At 42.7% G+C, this 24760-nt stretch carries 23 protein-coding genes; 4 read left to right on the top strand and 19 right to left on the bottom strand.

The features are described 5' to 3' along the window. Window positions 1–39: 39 nt before the first annotated feature. Window positions 40–1098, top strand: coding sequence for a regulatory protein RecX (locus tag JMW39_RS05525; RefSeq protein ID WP_201544636.1), 1059 nt, complete (start codon window positions 40–42; stop codon window positions 1096–1098). Between the two features lie 168 nt (window positions 1099–1266). On the opposite strand, the gene JMW39_RS05520 is transcribed toward JMW39_RS05525, so the two are convergent. The 6 genes from JMW39_RS05520 to JMW39_RS05495 all read right to left on the bottom strand — a co-directional run bounded on the left by JMW39_RS05520 (window position 1267) and on the right by JMW39_RS05495 (window position 7273). After that, window positions 1267–1998, bottom strand: coding sequence for a YidB family protein (locus JMW39_RS05520; RefSeq protein WP_201544634.1), 732 nt, complete (start codon window positions 1996–1998; stop codon window positions 1267–1269). 274 nt (window positions 1999–2272) lie between these two features. Next, window positions 2273–2731 (bottom strand): hypothetical protein, encoded by a 459-nt coding sequence (locus tag JMW39_RS05515; protein WP_201544633.1) that lies wholly within the window; start codon window positions 2729–2731, stop codon window positions 2273–2275. 41 nt (window positions 2732–2772) lie between these two features. Further along, on the bottom strand, window positions 2773–3072 hold the full coding sequence (locus JMW39_RS05510) for a succinate dehydrogenase assembly factor 2 (RefSeq protein WP_201544632.1): 300 nt from the start codon (window positions 3070–3072) through the stop codon (window positions 2773–2775). A 151-nt stretch (window positions 3073–3223) separates the two neighbouring features. Beyond that, window positions 3224–4123, bottom strand: coding sequence for a dihydropteroate synthase (folP, locus tag JMW39_RS05505; RefSeq protein WP_201544631.1), 900 nt, complete (start codon window positions 4121–4123; stop codon window positions 3224–3226). Window positions 4124–4319: 196 nt separating this feature from the next. Further along, window positions 4320–6215 carry an ATP-dependent zinc metalloprotease FtsH gene (ftsH, locus tag JMW39_RS05500; protein WP_320157911.1) on the bottom strand — a complete coding sequence of 632 codons (1896 nt, stop codon included), beginning with the start codon at window positions 6213–6215 and terminating at the stop codon, window positions 4320–4322. A gap of 425 nt (window positions 6216–6640) precedes the next feature. Next, window positions 6641–7273, bottom strand: coding sequence for an RlmE family RNA methyltransferase (locus JMW39_RS05495; RefSeq protein WP_201544630.1), 633 nt, complete (start codon window positions 7271–7273; stop codon window positions 6641–6643). A gap of 379 nt (window positions 7274–7652) precedes the next feature. Here JMW39_RS05495 and JMW39_RS05490 point away from each other — a divergent pair, with 379 nt between their 5' ends. Further along, window positions 7653–7964, top strand: coding sequence for a YhbY family RNA-binding protein (locus tag JMW39_RS05490; protein ID WP_201544629.1), 312 nt, complete (start codon window positions 7653–7655; stop codon window positions 7962–7964). A 144-nt stretch (window positions 7965–8108) separates the two neighbouring features. Beyond that, on the top strand, window positions 8109–8993 hold the full coding sequence (locus JMW39_RS05485) for a hypothetical protein (RefSeq protein WP_201544628.1): 885 nt from the start codon (window positions 8109–8111) through the stop codon (window positions 8991–8993). A gap of 143 nt (window positions 8994–9136) precedes the next feature. On the opposite strand, the gene JMW39_RS05480 is transcribed toward JMW39_RS05485, so the two are convergent. Further along, a complete protein-coding gene (locus JMW39_RS05480; RefSeq protein ID WP_201544627.1) occupies window positions 9137–9862 on the bottom strand; it encodes a CHAP domain-containing protein in 726 nt (241 codons plus the stop codon). 164 nt (window positions 9863–10026) lie between these two features. Between JMW39_RS05480 and JMW39_RS05475 the strand changes: the two genes are divergently transcribed. Beyond that, entirely contained in the window at window positions 10027–10542 is a 516-nt protein-coding gene (locus tag JMW39_RS05475; protein WP_201544625.1) for a hypothetical protein, read from the top strand. A 298-nt stretch (window positions 10543–10840) separates the two neighbouring features. Here JMW39_RS05475 and lpxC read toward each other — a convergent pair whose 3' ends face one another. From lpxC to JMW39_RS05415, 12 genes are all read right to left on the bottom strand, one after another. Beyond that, on the bottom strand, window positions 10841–11758 hold the full coding sequence (lpxC, locus tag JMW39_RS05470; RefSeq protein WP_201544623.1) for a UDP-3-O-acyl-N-acetylglucosamine deacetylase: 918 nt from the start codon (window positions 11756–11758) through the stop codon (window positions 10841–10843). Window positions 11759–12106: 348 nt separating this feature from the next. Beyond that, entirely contained in the window at window positions 12107–13303 is a 1197-nt protein-coding gene (gene ftsZ, locus JMW39_RS05465) for a cell division protein FtsZ (protein ID WP_149488760.1), read from the bottom strand. Between the two features lie 234 nt (window positions 13304–13537). Further along, window positions 13538–14830: a cell division protein FtsA gene (ftsA, locus tag JMW39_RS05460; protein ID WP_201544621.1), complete on the bottom strand. Its 1293-nt coding sequence runs from the start codon at window positions 14828–14830 to the stop codon at window positions 13538–13540. Between the two features lie 173 nt (window positions 14831–15003). Beyond that, complete coding sequence (locus JMW39_RS05455; RefSeq protein ID WP_201544620.1) at window positions 15004–15801, bottom strand: cell division protein FtsQ/DivIB; 798 nt, start codon at window positions 15799–15801, stop codon at window positions 15004–15006. 445 nt (window positions 15802–16246) lie between these two features. Further along, window positions 16247–17176: a D-alanine--D-alanine ligase gene (locus JMW39_RS05450; protein ID WP_201544964.1), complete on the bottom strand. Its 930-nt coding sequence runs from the start codon at window positions 17174–17176 to the stop codon at window positions 16247–16249. A gap of 233 nt (window positions 17177–17409) precedes the next feature. Beyond that, on the bottom strand, window positions 17410–18849 hold the full coding sequence (gene murC, locus JMW39_RS05445; RefSeq protein WP_201544619.1) for a UDP-N-acetylmuramate--L-alanine ligase: 1440 nt from the start codon (window positions 18847–18849) through the stop codon (window positions 17410–17412). 61 nt (window positions 18850–18910) lie between these two features. Beyond that, window positions 18911–19996 carry an undecaprenyldiphospho-muramoylpentapeptide beta-N-acetylglucosaminyltransferase gene (gene murG / locus JMW39_RS05440; protein WP_201544618.1) on the bottom strand — a complete coding sequence of 362 codons (1086 nt, stop codon included), beginning with the start codon at window positions 19994–19996 and terminating at the stop codon, window positions 18911–18913. Between the two features lie 231 nt (window positions 19997–20227). Beyond that, entirely contained in the window at window positions 20228–20671 is a 444-nt protein-coding gene (locus JMW39_RS05435; RefSeq protein WP_201544617.1) for a DUF2147 domain-containing protein, read from the bottom strand. 150 nt (window positions 20672–20821) lie between these two features. Next, window positions 20822–21793, bottom strand: a complete 972-nt coding sequence (gene gshB, locus JMW39_RS05430; RefSeq protein WP_201544616.1) for a glutathione synthase — start codon at window positions 21791–21793, stop codon at window positions 20822–20824. Window positions 21794–21936: 143 nt separating this feature from the next. Beyond that, complete coding sequence (gene pyrE, locus JMW39_RS05425; RefSeq protein ID WP_201544614.1) at window positions 21937–22665, bottom strand: orotate phosphoribosyltransferase; 729 nt, start codon at window positions 22663–22665, stop codon at window positions 21937–21939. A 77-nt stretch (window positions 22666–22742) separates the two neighbouring features. Continuing rightward, window positions 22743–23780 (bottom strand): hypothetical protein, encoded by a 1038-nt coding sequence (locus JMW39_RS05420; RefSeq protein WP_201544612.1) that lies wholly within the window; start codon window positions 23778–23780, stop codon window positions 22743–22745. Window positions 23781–23847: 67 nt separating this feature from the next. Further along, on the bottom strand, window positions 23848–24705 hold the full coding sequence (locus tag JMW39_RS05415; protein WP_201544610.1) for an SDR family oxidoreductase: 858 nt from the start codon (window positions 24703–24705) through the stop codon (window positions 23848–23850). Between the last annotated feature and the right edge of the window lie 55 nt (window positions 24706–24760).

The following is a 24760-nucleotide window of genomic DNA, read 5'->3' as shown; positions in this document are numbered from 1 at the left end:
GGATTCATTATTCACCGTTATCAATGATCATGACTTGTTATGAAAATTAAAACCTTAGCTGAAATACTCGCTGAATCGGAAGCCGATTCAGCGAGTAGTCCTAATGCTAAATCTAAAAAACCTATCAAATCCTCTGAATCTGTTAAACATTCTCAACACTCCTATCAAGACAAGCCTAGAAAAACGGCTAAAACGCGCAAGCATTCAACCCATTATCGTGAAGACAGTTCATTATCTGACGATTCTAACTTTGAGATAGATTCAGTTGATGCTCATTCTTCTACCAGTAAAAACCCTTCCAAATCCAAGAAACGTAAAAAGCGTTTTCATCCAGCGGCGAATTTTAGCCCTGAGCCTAGTGACGTGCCTGCTTATCAGCCTCCAGAAGCTCAAAGTATTAAGCAGATGCTCGCTGAAGTTAAGAATAACGTTCATGATGATCCTATAAACAGTGACAAACATCAAAAAGAGTTTGCTGAAAGCCATCAAGCAGACCTCGATAACCTACCCTCTGCACTCAAAGCGTATTTACGCACTCCCGAACAAAAACAAGCGGAAATTGACGCTATCAAAGCCGAAAGTCGCTTACGTTGGTTGGCGTTTTATTATTTATCACGTCGTGAATACGGCAAGGCTGAGCTTAAGCAAAAACTGCTTGATAAAGAACAGGATCCAGACAAAATCGACGATCTACTCGATGAGTTTGAAGAAAAAGGTTATCAAAGTGATTATCGCACCACTCTAATGATTATTCGTGAAAATATTCGTAAAGGGCGCGGACGCGGACGCATCAAGCAGGAGTTTTATCGTAAAAAAATTGCTATGCCCGCTAATATCGATGAGCTTATCGATATGGCCAATGCCGAATCGGAAGAATTTAGCGAGTTTATAGAGGATAGCGCGGACAATCTGGTCGATGGTGTTGACTGGCTCAAACTAGCAGTAAGCGCACGTACCAAAAAATACGGCGATGACATACCCACTGAACCAAAAGACAAAGCCCGTCAGCTACGGTTTTTACAATATCGCGGCTTTAATACCGATATTTGCTTTGAGGCGCTAAATTACACCTTGGAGACTTTGGATGAGCGTTTTTAGAATTATTTTCCTTAAAACGTTCGCCCTTCAATAGTTTCTTACTTTGACAAATAAAAAAGAGCACATTCACATGTACTCTTTTTATTACTAATAATTTTCAAACACAGATTCTGAAACAGTAGTTAGCAACCCTATTTTATTTCAACGTCGTTCTATTTTAATATCGCTTTATTTTAACGTTCCTAAGCGGCTCGATAATTGATTCATAATTTGATCAATCTCTTCATTGGCTTCAGGCTCATTATCCAAATTGCCATTGGGCGTCAATTGATTCATCACTTCAGGCAACAGCTCAGCGAGACCTTGACGTACTTCCATCTCATTTGCGCCAGTATGCGCGGCTACTTGCTGGATTTCGCTTTCATCAAATAGATTGTGAATTTCATTAGGATCTAAATTATCATTGGCTTCTTGATTGCTCATCCAAGAACGTGCTTGATTGTCATAACCCATGCCGGTAATTTTTGATAAGGCGCCACTCAAGCCCCCATTACGTTTGATCCAGCTGAGCACCATCGGCATAAGCGCAGCAATCAACATACCTTTACCGCCAAAGCCACTTCTAGAAGTTTGACCGCCAGTCATTTGACCACCCAGTACACTTCCTAAGATATCCCCAAGTCCGCCTCTACCCGAGCTCATACCACCACCGCGCTGATTAGCGCCTGTCAGACCGCCAATGATATCGTCTAAACCAAAGCCGTTATCGGTGCGGCGCTCATACTGCTGCGGATTGTAACCACTCGGCTGATTACCGCCGCCTAATACGCCACCCAAGATATCACCCAATCCGCCAGTACGGCGTGGGTTAATACGTTGATTCACTGGATTGCGCTGTGCGTCTTCTGGATCCATAGCACTGCGAGCAACCTGACTCACTAAATTCCCTAATAAACTCATAATCGCTTCCTTTTTATTATAAAACATTTATCATCAAACGCTTTTATTCACTTAGCCCATGTAAACAACCATCTGCCAAAAGTATGGCAAATAGTTATAAATAAGTCATTATAAACAAGTGCTAAAATAAATTAGCTATTAACGCTTTCTTGCAATATAGCAAATCTCTTTCATTATCTAGATAGGCATTTTGTTATGGGATGTAGTAGATCGTTAGCGATTAAAAAGAAAAAAGTGAAAGGAATGGCAGTCATAAATAGGAGATTGAGTTTATCTACGCAGCTTTATGAGAAATGCTATGCGCTAAAATTGTTAATTGGCGCCAGTGTTCCGCGCTGACTTGATCCCGAAATACCGCTACGGATAAAGGGCGCAGATAAGGCTCTTTGATAATAAAACTAAAGCATATGACCCACTGATAGTTACTGACCGCAGTAAGCTGCGCCTGCCATAAGGCATCACCGTGACTGGTACGCATGAGTAGCTGCCAATGCTGATAAACGCTTTTATCCAATGGCGGTTGACTCAGATGCAATAATATCGGGCGTGATAATGCTAAATAGCTGACCGCGGCGACAGTAACCACAAATATGAGTACATATTGCCATAATGCCAAGAACGCAAGTCCAGCTAATATCATCATTACACTCGCTAAAAGCATATAAAACAACAGGCGCAAATAGGTTGTAGGCTGAATAGGTGCGTCGATACGTAGCGAGGTTGGCGATATCATAATTGAATATCCAAGTATGCTTAAAACAAGAGCTTTAAGAGTTAGACTAAATCTTTATTATGGCGCCATGTTTTGATTTTATTGACCAAATCCCATATTGCCTCATTCTCTGGACGGCTTTGGTTGGTAAAGTAATCTAATAAATCAGGGTCTTCATGGGTCAGCATTTCTGCAAAAGTCGCCTGCTCACTCGGGTCAGCGGTTAAATATAGCTCTTTAATATAAGGGTCTATATAAAAGTCTAACTCTTTTAATCCACGGCGAGCTTGATAAATAATGCGGCGTTGCTCGATAGTTGGCTCTGGTTGATTGCTTGGTTCTGGCTGATTGCTAATCGTCATAAAAATATTCTCATAGGTTTAAATGGTATTTAACTGAATAGGCATTTAAATGAATAATAAAGCTGATAAATAATAGAATTCAGCTGTACTTATAAAGACATCGGTTATAAAAAGCAGTTTATAAAAAGTCATTTTATAAAAATCTATTATCCTATTGGTCTTGATGATAAGTCGATAACTGCTGCCATAATGCCACAGCTTGCTGCATCATAGCGACATTGTGCGTGCGAATGATACTAGCGCCCTGCTGCAGTGCAAACATTGCCGCTGCCGTTCCTACCGCATCACGCTCTATCGCTTGGGTAGTAGCAACCGCTTCGGCTCCGCTCTTGTTTAACACTTCAGCTAAAAAGCGCTTCCGCGAAATACCAAACATCATTGGCAATCCAAATGCTTGCAATCGTATCAGCTGGCTTAATAAAGCGCGATGATGCTCATAGTCTTTAGCAAAGCCAAAACCTGGATCAATAATAATCTTTTCACGCTTAACGCCAATACTGGTGACCTCATCGATACAGGCTGCCAGCTCGATACTGACCTCTTCAATTACATCGTCATATTGTGCAAGGTTATTCATTGTCGTCGGCTCACCGCGCATATGCATCAGCATGACAGGAATATCAAGCTTAGCTGCCATTGCCGCCGCGCCATCACGCTTAAGCGCTCGTACATCATTCCAAATATCTGCGCCTACGTCAAAAGCTGCCTGCATAACCGCCGGATTACTGGTATCAATTGATAACCATATGTCATTACCTAGCTGGTGACGAATTGCTTTGACCACTGGAACAACGCGCTGTATCTCATCGCTAGTCGCCACGGGTTGCGCGTTTGGGCGGGTAGATTCACCACCAATATCGATAATGGTTGCACCTGCGGCAATCATATCTTTAGCATGCGCAAGTGCGCTATCGATAGCGTTAAACTGCCCACCGTCAGAAAAAGAGTCTGGTGTGACATTTAAAATACCCATGATATGCGGCTGCGATAAATCTAATACTTTATCTCGACTTATCACTTTATAATTAGGTAAGGGTTGGAATAATGACATAACATATCCATTATAAATTCAGTTCGTAAAAATCGTTTTAGCTACAGTAATAATCTACTAAGCTATAATGCCTATGATAGCAGCAAATCTTATGCTGTCCTAAAGCCTTCCTAAAATTATAGCAACAAAAAAGCCCTTTACTAAAAAGGGCTTTTCTATCGAAAATAGATGCAATCTCAAAAGACTAAACCAGAAACTACATCGCTGGTAATGGCGGCGGTGTTGAGGTCGTAGTTTTAACATCATTTTTTGATAAGTTTACTTCATTATGCTGATAGACTCTAGGCGGACGAGGTTGTTCGCCAGCTAGAATATCCTGCAACTGATCACGGTCAATGGTTTCCCATTTCATCAAGGCATCTACCATAGCATGGATTTTTTCTTGATTGCCTTCAATCAATTCGCGCGCGATGTCATATTGCTCTTCTAACATACGACGTACTTCTTCATCGACCTTTTGCTGTGTCGCTTCTGAAATAGTACGACCACCGCCACCGAAGTAACCTTGTGAGTTATCGTCATCTTCGTAAACCATGATACCTAACGCATCTGACATACCGTATTTGGTAACCATTGCTCGTGCCATCTTAGTTGCACGTTCAAAGTCGTTTGAGGCACCCGTTGACATTTGATGGATAAATACTTCTTCTGCGATACGACCACCAAATAAAATCGCAATATCGCTCAGCATTTTTGATTTATACATACTGGTTTGGTCATGCTCAGGCAACTGCCACGTCACGCCAAGCGCGAAACCACGCGGCATAATAGTCACTTTATGCACAGGGTCAGTACCCGGAAGCAGCTCAGCAACCAAGGCATGACCCGCTTCATGATAAGCCGTTGCACGGCGCTCTTCTTCACGGATAACCATAGATTTACGCTCAGGACCCATATATAGCTTGTCTTTTGCGTCTTCAAAGTCATTCATATCAACGCTGCGCTTGTTGCGACGCGCGGCAAATAAGGCGGCTTCGTTGACAAGGTTGGCCAGCTGCGCACCACTAAATCCTGGTGTACCACGGGCAAGAGCATTGGCATCAACACCAATGGTATTAGGTAATTTTCGCAAATGCACTTTCAAAATTTGCTCACGACCTTTGATATCTGGTAAACCTACTTGCACCTGACGGTCAAAACGACCCGGACGCAATAGTGCTTTATCAAGAACGTCAGCACGGTTAGTCGCCGCAATAACGATAACGCCTTCATTGCCTTCAAAACCATCCATTTCAACCAATAACTGGTTCAATGTCTGCTCGCGCTCATCGTTACCGCCGCCCATACCAGAGCCACGATGCCGACCGACTGCATCAATCTCATCAATAAATATGATACAAGGGGCGCTTTTCTTCGCTTGCTCAAACATATCACGCACACGTGAAGCACCAACACCAACAAACATCTCAACAAAGTCAGAACCTGAAATCGAGAAGAACGGTACTTTGGCTTCACCAGCGATGGCTCGTGCTAGTAATGTTTTACCCGTACCTGGAGGACCAACCATTAAGATACCACGTGGAATCGTTGCCCCAAGTTTGGTAAATTTATCAGGGTCTCGCAGGAACTCTACGACTTCGACGACTTCTTCTTTGGCTTCTTCACAACCAGCAACGTCTTCAAAGTTAACTTTGATTTGATCTTCGGTCAGCATTTTGGCTTTTGATTTACCAAAGCTCATCGGACCACCGCCTTTACCGCCAGCGCCGCCCTGCATATTGCGCATAAAGAATAGGAACAGACCAATAATTAATAAAATTGGGAAACTGGCTATCAATAGTTGCATCAAGACACTTTGGCGCTTAGGCGCAGTACCTTGTACTTCAACTTGGTTTTCGCGCAATAGCGGCATGAGCTGTTCATCAGCCACGGCTGGTCGAATGGTCTCAAATGCTGAGCCATTTTTCTTTTCGCCGGTGATTTGTTCGCCGTCGATTTCAACACTGGCTACTTGGTTTTCTGACACAGCGGTCACAAACTCAGAGTAGTTAAGGCTATCAGGCTCAGAAGATTTATCAAAGCCGCTAAACACCAGCACTAAAACGCCGATTACCACCAGCCACAATAAGGTATTTTTTACCATGTCGCTCACTAGTTATTCCCATCCCTTACTTATTGGTGTGTTTACTAAACACGTGACGTCTATATATAAACGTTTGGCTCACTATTCAATGCCTAGTTGCAAATTATTATTCATGCTTGGTACTTTCACTATTTTTTAGAGTCATAAACCAAGCAAAATAATTAAACAAACGGCTATAAATAACTGAGCTGATAAGGCGCTTACTATCAGACGACTTAGCTTAAAACGACTTTGTTTAAAACTTCAAACGATTCTGTTTAAAACATAGCCTTGATATATAGCTCTATATTTAAAGCGATATAGATTCAAAACAAAGTTAATATACCATGATATGTGGTGCTAACCTGAATAATTCAAGCGGCATTGCTATTTATTCAGTTAACGAATGTAGCGCTTTTAATTTGATGATTTTGTTCAGTATTACTCAATGGCAGTTATTTAATCGCAATCCAAAACATCTCTTTTGAACGTGGTCTTGAAGCGCCAGGTTTGATACTACGAATTTTACTAAAATCAGCCTGCATCTGCTTGCGTAATTCTTGTGTACCCTCACCTTGAAACACTTTCATAATAAGCGCGCCACCTTCTGGTAAGGTTGCGAGGGCGAAATCGACTGCCAACTCGCATAAGTACATCATGCGCGGCTGATCGATGGCGCTATTGCCAGCGGTATTCGGTGCCATATCGGATAACACCACATCGACCTGTCGGTTGCCCACTTCTGCCATGATACGGTCGAACACTTCTGCCTCTCGAAAGTCGCCCTGAATAAAGGTGACGTCGGGCAAGGTGTCCATTGGTAAAATATCAGAGGCAATCAAGACGCCTTTTTCACCAACCAGTTGTCCCGCAACTTGCGACCAACTACCCGGCGCACTGCCCAAATCGACGACGGTCATGCCTTTTTTAATTAGATTGGTCTTCTCATTAATTTCAAGCAATTTATAAGCAGCACGGGCACGGTAACCATCTATTTGGGCTTTTTTCACATAAGGATCGTCAATGTGCTCCTGCATCCAAGCACTGCTGCTTTTTGACAATTTTTTATTTTCAATACGCGTGACCAAAATGACTGCTCCTATTACTTTGTAAAACACCGCTAGCGGTTTATAAATTGGTTATCTATAAGGGTTCAATATCTGTCTATTTATAAAAAACTTGACTACAAGATGACTATTGCTAGGTACTTAAGTTCTTTAACTAAATTAGCAATAAAGTCTTAAATGCACCTTGTAACCTTTCACGGTCAAATTCTCTTGGTTAAAACACTGCTTTATAAGACCGTAGCGTTTATAATGTACTCATACTTTCAGTTTAACATTTTCATCATGTAAAATCGTGCAAAATCCTGCTGATCTCATGCAAGATGACCTCAGATTATCTATAATGGTCATTATCTGCTCTTAATAGCACCATCTTTTATTTTTACCAACATCTAGGAATTATATGCAACTCGATAACGCTACCATCAAACGCCTAAAAGGCATTGGTCATGACCTAAAACCTATCGTTATGATTGGCAACAAGGGTATTACCCCAAGCATCACTGAAGAGATTGATCGCGCTTTGACGGATCACGAACTTATCAAAATAAAGCTGCCAGCTGGCACTAAAGAAGAACGCGATATCATCGGCGCTCAGCTTGCCGCCGCCGCTAATGCCTCTTTGGTACATTCAATTGGTCGTATGGCGCTGTTACTGCGTAAAAACCCACATGCCAATCCTAAACTATCAAATCTTGCTCGTCACGCGCAGTAAGTTGTTATTGCCAGCTTAGTTTGTGTTTTATCTTATCTAATAAAAGCCGCGCAGCATTTGCTCGCGGCTTTTATGTTATCTACTTACCCTTTACTGCTTACAGTTCATTCTTAATTGCTATTAAACTGCGGATATTATCAACTTATGAGCCAAACTTTTAACTTATGCCTAGCAACGGATACCCTCGCTGCTGATGCCAAACAGCTTGGCGTGACGATAGAGGACTTACAAAATATTCAAGTAGAAGTCATCGCAACCCTAGCTCAAACAGCAAAGAGAACACAAACAGAACAGAGAGCCCAAAGCACTGAGCAGCCAGAGTGGCAGTTACAGCTTGATTATTGCGTAACACTGCCACTTAAATCATTAGCGGCGCAATTAGACTGGCCAATATGGCAATCTGCGCAAGTAGGATTTGTAGATTATTTATGGGAGCAGACTTGCCTTGAATGCTTTTTAGCAGGCGGTGCAATAAATAGCACTGTTTCGATAAATAACACTAATGAAATGGGTATTGATTCAATAGATGGTAACAAAACTAGCCCTTATATTGAAATTAATGCTAATCCTGACGGTCGTTATGCGCTTTATCAGTTTAAAAGCTATCGTAACCCTACGATATTGCCGCCAACACCAGTTTTGCAAGCTAATGGGCAAACACGTGCTTTTATTAATTGGACATCCAGTCATTGCCCTTCGAGTAATGGCACTGCCAACCCAGAGCAGAACCCATTGTCAGAGACAATCAAACCTTTTATCAATTCATTAACACCTAATATTACCACCACCAAAACTTATCTTTATGAACGCAGCTTTAGTTTGTCCTTAAGTCGGATTCATAATAAAAAGGATGTTATCAATGATACTGATAATGGCATTGATTACATTCATCCTTGTGTGATTTTGAGTTTTTCGACGACATTTGGTACAACGGCGTTATATTTTGCACCCAAACACGTATCCCCGCCAGATTTTCATAATATGCAATATTGGTCAGTATTTGATAAACAGGCGGCGCTAGCTAAGTAGATTCTTTATTTACATAGCTAATTTAAACAGTTATTAAATTATGCCAAGCAAAAAAAACCAGTAATGTCATCAAGAGCATTACTGGGTTCGGAGAAAACACTTTATTCTAAAAATAATGATAACTGCTTAATGAATGCCTAATATTAGTCAGCCATAGCAAGGTAGATACCACGGTTAGACGCATCGTCAACATATTGAGAATCGCGCCAAGTTGTATAATTATAAACGCCGCTGTATGGGCTAATACTGCTTTGACGGAAGTCAGAGACCCAACCATTGCCATCAAAAATCTGGATATGACCATGTGGATGCTTTGAGCTGCGATCATAGACCACAACATCACCAACTTGTGGCTGCATATTGTTACTGATTTTAGCAAAGCCAGCTTGGGCAAGTGTGCCACGAGAGGCATACTGATAAGCTGATGGGTTAGGCGTAAATTCATAACCCGCTGATTGTAGTGCTTTACGTACATAACGCGCACAGTAACCAGAGCTGCTTGAAAGCGCGACGCGTGCAGCATTGGCTGCAGCAATGGCAGGAGCAGAATAACGATCTGGCACTGAGCTTGCTTGCTGCTGACGCTGCTCATAAGACAAACGATTGGTTAGCGAAGCAAGCTTATATTCTTTTTGCTTGGCATGGGCACTGAGATTATCAATCGCTTGACTGATTTCATCATTGCTTGAAACATAAGCACCGCTATTAGTGCTATAGATATTGCGACTTGAACCGTAGTTCGCAGAAGTAGAGATATTTGTGATGGTATGACTCAAGGTATTATTTGGTTGAAAGGTTGTTTCGACAGCACCACTCGTCTGCGCTATACCCATTCCCAATACTGACAAAATTAATAAAGCTTGTTTCATAAATTTACTACCTATTGTGAATACAGGATTGCTCGCCGTCCGTGACAAAGCATGAATTAATTTGGGGAAGATAACCATGAAATAAACATGATAAAATCCTTAGTACAAAAGCTCGCTGTTTATGATGAATATCGATTTTTTCACCTATTAGATGAGTGCTTACGATGTCAAAAAAACAACCTAACCGCCTTGCTAAACTGATTGATCATCAAGCTTTTGCTGGTAGCGCGCTACCTCAAACACTTGCTGACAATATGCGTTTATATCTACAAGCAACGACCGAGGTAAAAGAGCTTTTGGTAGATTGTCTACCTGAGGAAATCCTCAATAACTGCTGGGTCGTGGGCTTAACCTCTGAGCAACTCATACTCAGTGTGGGCTCGATGACTGCTGCCAATCACATTCGCTATTTACAGAGCGCTTATTTGCAGGTACTAACAGAGCAGTCAATTACATTTAAACAACTCAAGCAAATTCGCGTCGTAGTAGCCAAAAATTCTGCTTATAATGATTATTCTAAATCATCACAAGCCTTGTCAGCACCTCTACCAAAGCCTCTTAAAGCCCATGGAAATCAGGCTCTTAGCCAAAACACAAAGCGGACTATATCACAGGCCGCAGAGCATGTCACCACTGATAAAAATCTCAAAAAGGCGCTTTTACGCTTGATTAATTCCTAAAATAGAGTAGTTCACTTTGTAAAGTTATGTAAATTAAACCCATAGTTACCCCTGCTAAAGCTGCGTTTTTGTAATTTCTTCTATAAAAAAAATCAGTGATCGGTGAGGTTCACATTGTGAAACTCACCGAGCACTGATTTTTTTATTTCCTACATCTATTATTTTGCCTACCTTGAAGCAGGTTATTCGTAAAATGAGAAACAAAATATCTATTTAAACGAATATTATTAAGCCTTACTTATAACCATTTTATGTAATATTGCGTAAATGTTTCGATACTTCGTGTATATTCCTGTATTCATCCTTCAACGGTTATACTATTCAAAGGTAAATATTCGATAGGACAGCTTACATTGTCATCAAAAGTTACAATTTCAAAGTTAATAGGGTCTGATAATATCTCGCGCACCAACATATTATTTAGCGCGTGACCAGATTTATAAGCATTAAAGCGCCCTAAAATGGGATAACCAATCAGATATAAATCACCTAGTGCATCTAGAATTTTATGACGTACAAATTCATCATTAAAGCGTAAGCCTTCTTCATTAAGAACGCTGGCATCATCAATAACAATCGCATTGTCCATGCTACCGCCTAACGCTAAGTTATTCTGGCGTAAGGCTTCGATATCACGTAAGAAGCCAAAAGTACGCGCTGAGCTCAATTGCTCAATGAAGTTTTGGGTTGAAAACTGCAACTGTGCATGCTGAAAGTCTTTATCAATGGCAGGATGGTCAAAATCAATCTCGAAGTTTAACTCGAAGCCGTCATAAGGACGCAGCTCTGCCCATTTATCGTCAACTTTCACGCGTACCGGACGCACAATCTTAATAAAGCGTTTTGCCGCCTCTTGTTCGCAAAATCCGGCTTGGAGCAGTAAACCCACAAACGGCGCTGCACTACCATCCATAATCGGTATTTCTGACGCCGACACGCGAATCAATAGATTATCAACGCCAAGACCTGCGACCGCACTGAGCAAATGCTCGACCGTGCCGACACGCGTGCCACCAAAGACTAGGTTCGATGACATCATGGTATCTTGTACCAAAAAGGCACTAGCAGGAATAGGATTACTACCGGCAATATCAGAACGTTCAAAAACGATGCCAGTATTAATAGGTTGTGGATGAAACTCTAAGTCAACAGGTTGACCACTATGAAGACCAGTACCTGTAACGGCTATTGCTGTTTTTATGGTTCGTTGGTTCATGGCTGTCTTCTCACATATTTTGTTACAATTGCCATAGTGTAGCATTACCCACCCCTATTTCGCTAGCGCTAAAAAGCGTTAATTTGCTTATCTCTTTGATTGATAACACTTATCGTAATCATCTTAACGTTAATTTTTATCAGGCAATAAATGCTCAATCTTTGAGCAATCAATGCTTAAAAGCTTACTAACATCCAACTCTACAGATTATAATTTTATAAATAGCCAGTTTATAAGTAAAAAAATTAAAGTTTTGAAGCGAATTTGAAAAATAGGCACAAAAAAGCCAGTATCGAAATACTGGCTCTTTTTATCCATACTATCTAAAATAACCATTCATTTTAAGGATTATTTATTCTGTTGGCGCTTAAGATAGTCTTGAATACTGTTGGTTTTAGTTTTAGGCTGCTCTTGCGTCGCATTTGAGCGAATCGGACTTTCTTGATATTGAGCCTGAGACTGCTTTTGACTATTTAGCGCACTGGTATGCAAATTTGGGTCAACAGGTTGCGTGCTGTTTACCGATGGTACAGGCTGCTCTACCACTTCAGGCTCTTCTCCAGCATTTTCATCCAAAGTCAGACCAGTGGCAATCACAGTCACATGCAAATCATCACCCATTTTTTCGTCGATAACTGAACCGTAGAAAATATGCGCATCATCGATATCAGTGATTTCTTCAACGATAACACTAATTTTACTCATTTCATCTAATGATAAAGATTCAGATGAAATCACATTAACGAGTAAACCTTTGGCGTTTTCTAAACGTAAATCATCAAGCAATGGCGAGCGGATGGCTTTTTCGGTCGCTTGACGCGCACGGTCATCGCCGCTTGCACGACCGATACCCATCATCGCATGACCTTTAGCCGTCATGGCAGTGCGGATATCGTTAAAATCAATATTAATCATACCTTCGCTGGCGATAGTTTCTGCAATACCTTGAACCGCATGCAAGAGAACGTCATCGGCTTTTTTGAAAGCGTCTTGCATAGAGATATTGCCATACACGCTCATCAGCTTATCATTTGGAATGGTAATGATAGAGTCAACGAAATTGGTCAACTGCTCAATACCGGCTTTAGCAGCCTTGATACGTTTACCACCTTCAAACTTAAATGGGGTTGTGACAACCGCCACCGTCAATACTTCCATTTCTTTAGCAATACGTGCTACGACTGGTGCTGCACCGGTACCTGTTCCACCACCCATTCCGGCGGTGATAAAGACCATATCTGAATGCTCAAGTAGGGCTCGAATCGCTTCTTCATCGCTTTCTGCAGCTTCACGACCCACTTCTGGGTTTGCTCCTGCACCTAAACCACGGTTGGTCTTAGCGCCAAGCTGCAATTTATGCGGCGCGGTGAGACGATCGAGCGCTTGTTTATCCGTATTGGCACAGACAAACGTTACACCTCTAATCCCTTGTTGCACCATATGCTCAACTGCATTACCGCCACCGCCGCCCACACCGAATACAGTGAAGCTTGCCTGGCCATTGTTTTGAAGCTGATTATCATCTGGCATGGTGTATTTTGACATAAAAAGGTTTCTCCAGTTGCAGATAGCGTGATGGGTCGATACTTGGTAACACACTCATATGGCGCGCTATCGACTTACTATATATAAATGTATTTAAATAAAACACGGCAAAGGCCTAAATAGTTGTGCTTAGCCAATATATGCCGTTATTGTACAGGGTGTTGCTTTAAATATGCTTACCTATAATACTGCGGCATGCCGTTAACTGCTTAATCTCAGTAAAATGCAGCAGGATTATAATATCTTTTTGAGTACACTGGCAAAACGTTGCCCTGCACTTTGAAAAACGCCCGTGACACGATTTTTTTGAATCGCTTCCGGCTCACTTTTTTCACTACGGCGAAACTGCTCGCTTTGACTATATAGTAATGTACCAAATGCTGTTTGATAAGCGCGATCATTGACCTGAATATTCAGCTGTTTAAAGGACTCATCATTATCAAAATGATTGTAAGCACTAATAGCTGGATGGGTATTGGTCAATACTACAGGCATTCTTAACAGCTTTTTAGCAAAAGGTATCATACCTTTAATGGCACTGCCACCGCCTGAGAGCACAAGCCCTTTATCAATATAACCTAACAAGTCGGCGTCATGTAATTGGCGAACCACTTCGGTGAATATTTGCTCATAACGCGCTTCGATAATGCGCGCTAAATTATAAGTGCCGATGTTAATCTCATCGCCCGATCCTTGCGGCTTAAAGAGGAAGAATGAGCTAGGATCGACGCTATTGATATCGACAGTACCATGCGTTTTTTTAAGCCTTTCTGCCTCTATCATAGAGATACCAACATCGGCTGAAATATCCATCGTCACTTCATGGCTCCCGGTGGCAATACAATGGGTGAAAATTAGCTTATTTTCTTTATAGACACAAATACTGGTAGTACTCGCACCGATATCAACCAAGCAAACCCCTTGCTGGCGCTCATCAGGCATCAAACTATATTCAGCGCTGGTCACTGCATCAAAAACGATATGGTCAATACCGACGTCACAGCTTTGTAGTAGTTTTTGGATATTTTGACGGCTAGATACTGGCATCATCATCATGTGATACATCACGCTGATATTGTGCGCGACCATATCAATGGCATCATCAACCATAAACTCCTGATTGTCGATATAAATGCCTTGCTGACAACAATGCATTAAATAATAGTCAGGCGACAAGTCTTGTGACTTGGCGTTTGATAGCGCTTGTACCATGTCTTTGGCACGGACGACTTCGTCTTCTACTTTGACATTACCGGCGCTGTTTTTACTTAACAGCTCAGGGGTCGCCATAGTCAACCAAACGCTATGTACACGGCAATTAGCAGTGTCTTCTGCCTCTTGGATGGCTTGTCTAATAGCGCCTTGCAAGCGTTCACGGTGCTTTATTTGACCTTGATAGAAGTCGCTATTTTTAACTTGCCCCACACCCATAATACGAATGTCTTTTGCAGAGACAACGCTACCGATGACGACATAGACTGCCGTGGCACTTAGATGGACAACAACCAGATTTTCAGTATTTTTCATGGTACCAGACAAATTATCGCTAAACAGGAGACCAAATGACGTCTCCATTAAATCATTAAAAAGCGCTATCAACACGCGGTGATATTATATGTTAACTTTTCATATCGAGAAAGCAGACAAATATAAGGTTTTGACTGCTTTCTTAATGTTTTACTCTTCTGCGATGGATTCTTCTACGGCAATGTTTCAGTAGTTTTTGGCGGCGCCAGATTCCATGCGATAGTAAATCCATTTTTGTAACGAAGATCGACGGATTGTATTTCATCGCGGCGATTGCTTAATTGATTGCCAAGTAACTGACTTAAATTCAATAGCTTTTGCGCGGTGTTCTCATTATCAACGATGACACGTTGACCATTATCAAAGCGAATCAGCCAGGTCATTCTTGGTGATAAGATTATATCTTCAACTTGCATACCAAGCGGCGCATACCAATCATTTACTTGCTGCATTTGTTGCATAATAACGGGCGCTTGCGCTATATCGCCTTGCAATGTCGCAAATTTCTCTTGCGTTAACTCTCGACTATCCGCAGGAACGAAGACGGCGCCTTTTGCATCAACCAGACGCTCGGTACCGAAATTTGCCACTGCCTGTTTTGGTAAGGCTTTAATGACAATACCGCGCTGCCAATCACGACTAACGCTCACTTGGTCAACCCAAGCTAAGCCAGTACTAATATCTCTTAGCGCTTGCAAGTCAGAAGTGAAAAAACTGCTGACACTCTGTTGGTTCATGACTTGCTGTAACGCTTGGTACTGCGCAACTGTCAAATCTCGATCATCGACGTGAATAGCAGCCGGCGGTGCGTCGCGTAATGCTTTACCACCCATGATTAATATCAGCACAAGCAAACCTAACACCAGTACCGTAAAGAAATATCTTAACGCAGTCGGTACCTGAAAGTTAGAGCTCGGGCGACGGGTCTTATCACTCATCAAGTCAGCGACGTCATTGACAGTTTGAGCCATAATAAACTTCGTCCCTATTTTTGCCTAAAACTATTCGCATAATGCCAATAGTGCTTTTATTAAAGGTGAATCTGCTAAACATTCGCAGCGATCGATGAACCTGACATGTTATCAATTTATTTGTTTAAAACGGCGTATAAAGTGCAGTTATAGGGATTAAAACGTAACATTTTTCTTATTTAATGAATAACTTAAGAGAAAGCTGCATAAATAACCATAAATATTACTAATATAGACCAATAATTACAATATTAACGTATTTTACGTTTAAACAATAGCCTATCCCCTACTACGAACAACGAATTTACACAAGTTTACACGAAGCTGTGTTATAGCAGGGCTAGCGATACATTTGCGTGTGTTTAGAAAGATTATTTATAGTCATTAAAATGCTGTTAAAGTTAGGTTTTGACTAAAACAAAACAAGCTATTTTACGTTAGATATTTATAGGGTTTGCGCTAGGATATGCCAGCATAAGCTGTCAAAATCCATGCCGCGAGCTTTGGCCGCCATGGGTACCAAGCTATGACTGGTCATACCCGGCACGGTATTAATCTCAAGTAGCCAGAAATTGCCCGCTTCGTCTTGCATCGCATCAATACGTCCCCAACCTTTAGCATCGACGGCGCGGAATGCCGCCAAGCTTAACGCTTGCAAGTGTTTTTCATCAGCGGCGCTTAAACCGCAAGGAATATAATAGCTAGTATCGTTACGATTGTATTTGGCTTCAAAATCATAGAAGTTGGTAATATCGGCAGGCTCGAGGCGAATAACCGGATAAGCTTCATCATCGATGATAACAATGGTAAATTCGCGACCAGTAATCCAGCGCTCAGCCATGACCACATCGCCGCACTGTACGGCGGTTGCATAAGCAGCAGGTAGCTCATCGAGGTTATTAACCTTGGTCATACCAATACTGGAGCCTTCATGGACTGGCTTGATAATCAGCGGTAGTCCCAGCATATTAACCACTTGCTGCCAGTCGGTATCAGCGGTTAGCAATGAGAATGGCGCAGTCGATAATCCGCAGCCTTGCCAAAGCTGTTTGGTACGTACTTTATCCATACCGAGTGCTGATGCCAAAATACCTGAACCGGTCTGTGGAATATTAAACCATTGCAGCACGCCCTGTAATAAGCCATCTTCGCCGCCGCGACCATGTAAAACGTTAAAGACGCGATCGTATTGACGAAGTTCCGTAATATCTTGCTTCTTCGGATCAAAATGAGTGGCATCAACGCCTTGGTTTTGCAGTGCTTGTAAGACTGCTGCGCCACTATCTAAAGAGACACTGCGCTCATTGCTACTGCCGCCGCAAATGACGGCAACTTTACCAAACTGACTGGCGTCTTTGACTTTACTGCTTGCCATACTAGGAACAGTGTTAGATTTTGGCTGCTCACCTTCAATCTTATCTTGCTCTGCTTGTGCCGCCGCTGCCAATGCCGGTTCTGGATTGGTAATCGTGGTTTTAGCGTCTGCATTAATACTTTGATCAATGCGTTTATCAATGTTATTTTCATTTTCTTGCTTATTTTGTTCTGGTTTATTGTTTTCTGGGTTTTGAATAGTCATGGGTCTCGTTCCTAAAATTCTTTTGCGGCTTATTTGATATATAAATTATTGGCGGCCAATTCGATCGCTATTTGCCCAACATTACCCGCACCTTGGGTAATGAGCATGTCACCTGCTTTTAGTAATCGCTGCATTACCGGTGCGATATTAGCTTTATCGATAATCGTCGGTTCAACGGCACCGCGCAAACGGATACTACGTGCCAAAGCTTTGGTATCGGCACCAGCAATCGGGCTTTCACCAGCCGGATAAACGTCCAATAACAATAATTCATCGACGCTTGAGAGCACTTCGACAAAATCATCGAAACAATCACGGGTGCGACTATAACGATGGGGTTGGAACATCATCACTAAGCGGCGCTCAGGGAAGCTTTGACGAGCCGCTTTAATGGTCGCATCGACTTCTCTTGGGTGATGACCGTAGTCATCAATCAGCAGAACATTACCCTCATCTATCTCTACGGACGCATGCTGCTCAAAGCGACGCCCGACGCCTTCAAACTTCTGCAAGGCACGCTTAATCGCCTCGTCATCTACGCCTTCATCGGTTGCCATGGTAATAGCAGCCAGCGCATTATAAACATTGTGTACGCCCGGAATATTCAAGGTCAGACGCAATGGCTCACGGTCACGGCGCAAGACAGTAAAGTGGGTTTTTGTACCTTCGCTAACCAAATCAATGGCTTGTACATCGTTAAAAGGTTCAAGACCAAAGGTTAATACCGGACGCCCAATATCATCAATCATGGCATATAATTCAGGGTCGTCACCGCACACCACCGCCAAGCCATAAAACGGCATGTTTTGTAAAAACTGGATATAAGCGGCTTTTAATTTATCAAAACTATTGCCATAGGTTTCCATATGGTCTTGATCGATATTGGTGACAATCGCCGCCATCGGATGCAAAGATAAGAAGGACGCATCAGATTCATCGGCTTCGGCAATCAAAAAACGACTGCTGCCGAGGGCGGCATTTTTACCCGAAGCATTTAATTTACCGCCAATCACATAAGTAGGATCAAGCTTACCTTCCGCCATCATGGTGGTCAGCAGACTGGTGGTGGTGGTTTTACCATGTGCGCCAGCAACGGCGATACCATGACGATAACGCATCAATTCACCGAGCATATCAGCACGGCGTACCACGGGCAGACGCGCTTCAAGCGCCGCTTTGACTTCAGGGTTACTACGGTCGATGGCAGACGATACGACGATCACATCGGCATTGGCGATATTCTTGGAATCATGACCAATCGCGATATCAATACCAATCTGCTCTAAACGTTTAGTGACTAGGCTCTCTGCGATATCAGAACCACTGACCTTATAACCTTGGTTATTCATGACCTCAGCGATACCACACATCCCCGAGCCACCAATACCGACAAAATGCAAATGCTGAATACGGCGCATTTCTGGTATTTCAATCAAACGCTTAGTTAAGGCTTTAACAGAGGTTGGCATAGGGTTTTCTCTTTATTGTAGACAAACAAATTTGGTTAATAATAGGTAATAGAATTAGATTTTATACAGCTTGCCAGATAATATCGGCTACCTGTTGGCAGGCATGACGGTTGGCAAGCGCATGTCCTTTTTCTGCCATCTCTAAACAAGCTCGCCTATCTAGCATGGCCAGCTCATTACTCAAGCGTTTTGGAGTCAGCTCGCTTTGTGGCAGCAAAATCCCCGCTTTATGCAAGGTCAAGGTACGCGCGTTTGCCGTCTGATGGTCATCAACCGCGCTTGGTAGCGGTACAAATATTGCCGCTATACCAACATTTTGAATTTCAGTTACTGTCAACGCACCGGCTCGACAAACCACGATATCGGCCCAATTGTAAGCTGCTGCCATATCATCAATAAATGGCTGTACGGTAAATTGATGGGCGCTTAAATCTTCACTATCATATGCCGCTTGCGTGGCGGTCTCGTTATTGCGTCCACATTGATGACGTACCTCAAACGGACGGTCAATCAATGCCAGTGCTTTGGGTAGCGTCTCATTTAACACTTGCGCACCGAGCGAACCACCCACCACCAGCAATTTAAGCGGCGAGCTGTCATTCACATCGTAACGCACACTGGGTTCGGCAACACCGCTAATGGCATTGCGCACCGGATTGCCCACCGTTTCTATCTTGCTATCTAGCTGGCTATTGGCAAAGGTATTTTCAAACGCTTGCAATACCTTGGTCGCCATCTTGGCCAAATAACGATTGCTCATACCTGCAATGGCATTTTGTTCATGGATAATCAGCGGCTTCTTGGTCAAACGCGCGGCAATACCGCCGGGCGCGGTAACGTAACCACCAAAACCAACAACCACATCAATCTGATTGCCACGAATGACTTTAATCGCCGCCATCGTCGCTGAAAATAAAGTAACGGGTAGCTTCAGCAAGCGTCCCAATCCTTTACCGCGCAACCCTTGCATATCAATCGCATGAAAAGGATAGCCAGTTGGTGCAACCAAGCCATTTTCCATGCCATTTGGCGTACCAAGCCAGTGAATAACAGCGCCGCGCTTGGTCAACTCTTCGCTAACCGCCAGCGCTGGAAATACATGCCCGCCTGTACCAGCTGCCATCATTAATATATGCGGTGTTTTCATGAACGCCTGCCTATCTTTTCTTTATTTATATGAAAGACTTATTATCTTTTGACTGCATTATATATCGAACCAAAATGAGCCTATAAAAGCCCGCATAGTATAGTGTAAATCGCTGCCTGATAGACAGCATTTTATGCAGCGTGAATAATAAAAATCCAAGCCGTGAGCAATCGCGGCTTGGCTTTATTGAATTTATCGTCTTAATAAGAGTGAATATTAAAACAGCAATGATTAACGGCGTTTTAAAACACGAGTTTTGCCAATTAACGAGATACCTTTATAGCCCCGTAGCTTCAACGTATAACCTTGTAATTCTGCTTTTCCAGAGAAGGTTCTGCCAGTCTCTGGCTCGATACCGCTGCCATTAACATACTTATTAGGATCATTAGCGTCCGGCTCTAAATCCCACAATACGGTCGCTCCGGTCAAAGGTTTGTTTTTGAACTGACCTTTGCATTTATCACAGACTTTTTTGTCTTTAGCACGAGGGTCCAAAATTTCAACGATTTTCGCTGAAAGCTTACCATTGCTTTCAGAAAATCTTAGCACCGCATCGGGCGTGCCATTATCATTGTAAGTGGTCCACTTAGTATTGTTAAGCTGGTCAGCCGCGCTAGCACTAAAGCCAAACGCTAAGCCTACAGTGAGTAAAAGTGATTTTGCAAATGTGTTCATAGTACGTCCTTGTGTTATAAAAATTTTATAAAACGCGCAGTATCATCCTATTTATCGATAATACTGTTTTATCATATAAAATTATGACAAACAATTAAGATGAATTATGAATATAAGTTGATCTTTATTCCGTTACAAAAACTGCTTTATTTAAACGGCCAGCTTTTTCTCGATAGCGATAATAAAATCAGTCGCAATATCCGTACCGCATTGATCATCAATCTCACGCACACAGGTTGGACTGGTGACATTAATCTCAGTAATACGGCCACCGATTAAGTCTAAGCCGACGAACATCAGCCCTTTTTCTTTCACAATCGGTGCAACTACTTCTGCCACTTGGCGTTCGATATCAGTGAGCGGCATCGCAACACCACTACCACCTGCCGCAAGATTACCGCGCGTCTCGCCTTTCACCGGAATACGTGCCAAGCTATAACCGACCACTTCGCCATCGACGATTAGCACGCGCTTATCGCCTTCTTTGATTTCCGGTAAATAACGCTGCGCCATGATTGGTAGCGTCTCAAGCTCGGTTAAAATCTCAAGCGTCACGCCGATATTTGGACTGTCAGCAGTCAAACGGAAAATACCAGTGCCACCCATACCATCTAATGGCTTGACGATAACGTCTTGCTGCTCAGTAATAAATTTGCGAATATGTGCCTGTTTACTGGTCACAATCGTTGGGCTCATATAGTCGCTAAACCAGGTAGCAAACAGCTTTTCATTACAATCACGTATCGCTTGCGGGTCGTTCGCCACCAGTACGCCTGCGGCTTTGGCATGGTCAAGCATGTAAGTAGCATAAATAAAACGCATATCAAACGGCGGATCTTTACGCATCAAGATTACATCATAGTCGCTGACCGGCGCTGTCGTTTTATCCCCTAAGGTATAAAAATCATTCGGGTCACGCTTGACCGTCACCGGCTGGGTATCAACCATCAACTGCCCACGATCCAACCATAAATCATGAATCTGACAATAGCCAAGGCTGTGACCACGGTCTTGCGCCGACCACATCATCGCAAGGCTGGTGTCTTTTTTATAATTGACCTGCTCGATTGGGTCCATGATGACGAGTATATTTAAAGATTTCTTTTGGTTTTCTTGGCTCATGGTAAGGCTCACTTACGTTATAGTATTAATTATTTAAAATAGTATTAATCGTTCAAACGGACATTAATGACATGCCAACATGACTCAAACTTCACTCAGATATTGCTGGAACATAGCTAAAATACAGTAAAAACTGCGGTAAATTATACGCCGTACTGAGCGCGATAATGCTGCATTTTTGCAAGCTGGGTCGCATCTTTTTCTGGGCTACTTTCTGCTAAGTAGCTGATTAAATCATCGATATCGACAAGGGCACGCACTGGTACTTCTAATGTCGACGCCAACTCTTGAATAGCAGAATACTCCGCTAAACCCTTTTCTTTACGGTCAAGAGCGACAATAATACCCGCAACGCTTGCGCCCGCTTGCTCTAAAATTTCAACCACTTCACGCATCGCCGTACCAGCGGTAATCACATCATCAAGTACCCAGACTGCTTTGCCCTGAACATTAGCACCCACCAAACTACCACCTTCCCCATGAGTTTTGGCTTCTTTGCGGTTATAACCCCATTTAGCGTTGATACCATGATGCAGCCATAATGCTTGCGCCGTTGCCGCCACAAATGGGATGCCTTTATAAGCGGCACCAAAAATAACCAGCTCTTGCTCATCTGCGCCAGCGTTTGCCATTGAACCTTGTGCAGCCATCTGCTCAGCCAAGGCATCAGCATAACCACGCGCTAATAACGATAACATCTCACCCGACGCCAGCAAACCGGCATTAAAAAAATACGGACTAATACGTCCAGATTTTAAGACAAACTCACCAAATCTTAAGACCTGATTATCTAAAGCCAATTGGATAAATTGATGCGATGAAAATGACGTATTATTGGCAGGTTGGTTATTCGGCGTTGTGGCATTAAGCATAGGGCATTCCTATCAACAAAAAGAAAATGGAAAGTTAAACAATAAAAAGTTGTGAAGCGCATTATAGTCGTGGTGGTTTAACTTGACCAACCATTGATATCATAATCCTGCATATTCGCGTAACGCTTCAATAAGCCACAACGTGATGAGATATTAAAGTAGCATTGACCATCGCTATTGACCTGTATATCCCAGCCCAAATGATAGGCGGCAACGATAATATGGCCAGTAAATAGACGTACTTGGCGGTACGCATGACGCTGTGCTGGCTCAAAAACAACCTGACTGAGCAAGTAGCTGCGCAGATGCTGACAAATTTGCGCCGCGCTGTAGCTGTGATTGATGGTCTTACGCGTACTGCATTGCTTTAAAGCATGGACAGCAACGCTACAGGCCATAAGATCAGTCGCCAAACTGCCCTCGCCGCTGTCAAATTGCTGCGGCTGCAATATCACTTGCCAGTCATCGGCATAGACGCTATTGAGTAGCTCATCAGGATTATAACGTTTGGTCAATACTCGCAAAGATTCTGATGCTAAAGCTTTCTTAATATGATTATTATCAGTAGTCTGGTTATTAGCCTGCCCGCTATCAGTATTAATATTGTCTTCATTTATAATATCAGCAGCTAAAAACCCATAACGCGTCAGTTTTGGGTACGTTTGAAGCACGCGCTGGATATCCGCCATATCAAGCAAAGTCATATCTGTTAATGAAGCTAATAACGGCTGCTCGCTATGATTGTGATAAAAGCTCTCGGGCAGCTCAACCAGTCTTGCGGCACTGAGCAGTGATAAATGCTCAGCCAATGCTTCTGAAGCCATCAATGCCCATTTCGATAAGCTGTCTGTATTGGGCTGATAAAAACGGGTCGAACTGCCATATAAGCGGCGCAGCTGACTATTTAAGCGCCGTGCAGGCTCTGGAATATCAGTCAATGGCCGTGCAGGGTCCAATGGCAAACGCTTTGGGTCAAAATTAGGATGTACAATCGCAGGCTGCTGACTGTTTGCTAAATTAGCAGACTGCTCAGTATGACCTTCTGCAAGCTGATCCTCTTCTGTTATAAAGCTAGCGTTGGATAAACGGTCATCAGAAGTAGGAGGCTGGGTCATGAATTTTCCCTAGGCTTACAAATTTAAAAAGTCGTAAAAATAAAATCAATCAAATCAAAATGACATTTTATTGTTGATGTTGCTCTTTATCTTGATAGTGCAAAATATCACCATAGCCTACTTGCCAATCAGGATAATCTAGCCAAGCTAACGGAATGTTACTGTGTAAACGTTTTCCCGTTACCGCCGTTTTATTATTATCAATAATAGGCGGTACTTCATTTATCTGCTCACTTAACCAGCTACCTAGCTCAAAAGTGGTGACTGGGGCATAATCCGTGGCGATATAAAGCGGTTTTGGCGTTTCTATAGTCATGACATTAGCGATAATAGTAACCAAATCGCGATCCATAATACGATTGCTCCAGTGCGCAGCGGCCACTGGCTCTTTTTGTTTCTCTTTGGCTTTACGTAGACGCATCAGGCGCTCGCGTCCGTAAATACCACTTGGACGAATGATGATGGTCTTATCACCAAAACCTTGTTGAAGTGTTTGTTCCGCTTGCAATATCACTTGTGAGGCTTCACGCGCAGGCATCACAGGCGCGGTGTCTTCATCAATCCATTCGCCATTATCTTGCCCATAGACAGCAGTTGATGAAATAAAAACAATGCGCGCAAGGTTGGTGAGTTTGTCGGCCAGTGTTGCCAAATGCTGGCTGATGGCTAAGTAACTGTCATGATAACCGCTGGTTGAATACTCATCAGGAGTGACGATAATCGCCAACGCTGTAAAGTCTTGCAGCTGTTCAGCAGTTAGCGTTAATGCATCGGCTTGTAAAAAGTTAGCTTTATCATCTAGAGCATAATGATGACGCTCACGACGTGCCAGCCCAGTGACGTTTAAACCGTCCTGCGCCAGCTTATTGGTAACCGGCAAACCAATATCACCTTGACCAATAATCAGTAAATTTTGCGTATTCATCATGTATCCTTTATTCAAAAACTGCTTTTAATGACCGCCTAAGAAGGCTTTTAAT

Origin of the sequence: Psychrobacter immobilis, assembly GCF_904846175.1 — a bacterium.
GTDB classification, from domain to species: Bacteria; Pseudomonadota; Gammaproteobacteria; order Pseudomonadales; family Moraxellaceae; genus Psychrobacter; species Psychrobacter immobilis_E.
The sequence above is the reverse complement of the archived record's forward strand: the minus strand, read 5'-3'. Positions and strand labels throughout refer to the sequence as shown.

Coding starts and splice junctions, on each gene's coding strand:
- JMW39_RS05525 (WP_201544636.1), top strand. CDS start 40: ATGAAAATTAAAACCTTAGCTGAAATACTCGCTGAATCGGAAGCCGAT.
- lpxC (WP_201544623.1), bottom strand. CDS start 11,758: ATGAACCAACGAACCATAAAAACAGCAATAGCCGTTACAGGTACTGGT.
- JMW39_RS05450 (WP_201544964.1), bottom strand. CDS start 17,176: ATGGCAAGCAGTAAAGTCAAAGACGCCAGTCAGTTTGGTAAAGTTGCC.
- JMW39_RS05510 (WP_201544632.1), bottom strand. CDS start 3,072: ATGACGATTAGCAATCAGCCAGAACCAAGCAATCAACCAGAGCCAACT.
- folP (WP_201544631.1), bottom strand. CDS start 4,123: ATGTCATTATTCCAACCCTTACCTAATTATAAAGTGATAAGTCGAGAT.
- ftsZ (WP_149488760.1), bottom strand. CDS start 13,303: ATGTCAAAATACACCATGCCAGATGATAATCAGCTTCAAAACAATGGC.
- JMW39_RS05515 (WP_201544633.1), bottom strand. CDS start 2,731: ATGATATCGCCAACCTCGCTACGTATCGACGCACCTATTCAGCCTACA.
- JMW39_RS05520 (WP_201544634.1), bottom strand. CDS start 1,998: ATGAGTTTATTAGGGAATTTAGTGAGTCAGGTTGCTCGCAGTGCTATG.
- JMW39_RS05475 (WP_201544625.1), top strand. CDS start 10,027: ATGTCAAAAAAACAACCTAACCGCCTTGCTAAACTGATTGATCATCAA.
- JMW39_RS05415 (WP_201544610.1), bottom strand. CDS start 24,705: ATGAATACGCAAAATTTACTGATTATTGGTCAAGGTGATATTGGTTTG.
- JMW39_RS05435 (WP_201544617.1), bottom strand. CDS start 20,671: ATGAACACATTTGCAAAATCACTTTTACTCACTGTAGGCTTAGCGTTT.
- pyrE (WP_201544614.1), bottom strand. CDS start 22,665: ATGCTTAATGCCACAACGCCGAATAACCAACCTGCCAATAATACGTCA.
- murC (WP_201544619.1), bottom strand. CDS start 18,849: ATGCCAACCTCTGTTAAAGCCTTAACTAAGCGTTTGATTGAAATACCA.
- JMW39_RS05490 (WP_201544629.1), top strand. CDS start 7,653: ATGCAACTCGATAACGCTACCATCAAACGCCTAAAAGGCATTGGTCAT.
- JMW39_RS05420 (WP_201544612.1), bottom strand. CDS start 23,780: ATGACCCAGCCTCCTACTTCTGATGACCGTTTATCCAACGCTAGCTTT.
- JMW39_RS05480 (WP_201544627.1), bottom strand. CDS start 9,862: ATGAAACAAGCTTTATTAATTTTGTCAGTATTGGGAATGGGTATAGCG.
- murG (WP_201544618.1), bottom strand. CDS start 19,996: ATGAAAACACCGCATATATTAATGATGGCAGCTGGTACAGGCGGGCAT.
- ftsA (WP_201544621.1), bottom strand. CDS start 14,830: ATGAAAAATACTGAAAATCTGGTTGTTGTCCATCTAAGTGCCACGGCA.
- gshB (WP_201544616.1), bottom strand. CDS start 21,793: ATGAGCCAAGAAAACCAAAAGAAATCTTTAAATATACTCGTCATCATG.
- JMW39_RS05455 (WP_201544620.1), bottom strand. CDS start 15,801: ATGGCTCAAACTGTCAATGACGTCGCTGACTTGATGAGTGATAAGACC.
- JMW39_RS05485 (WP_201544628.1), top strand. CDS start 8,109: ATGAGCCAAACTTTTAACTTATGCCTAGCAACGGATACCCTCGCTGCT.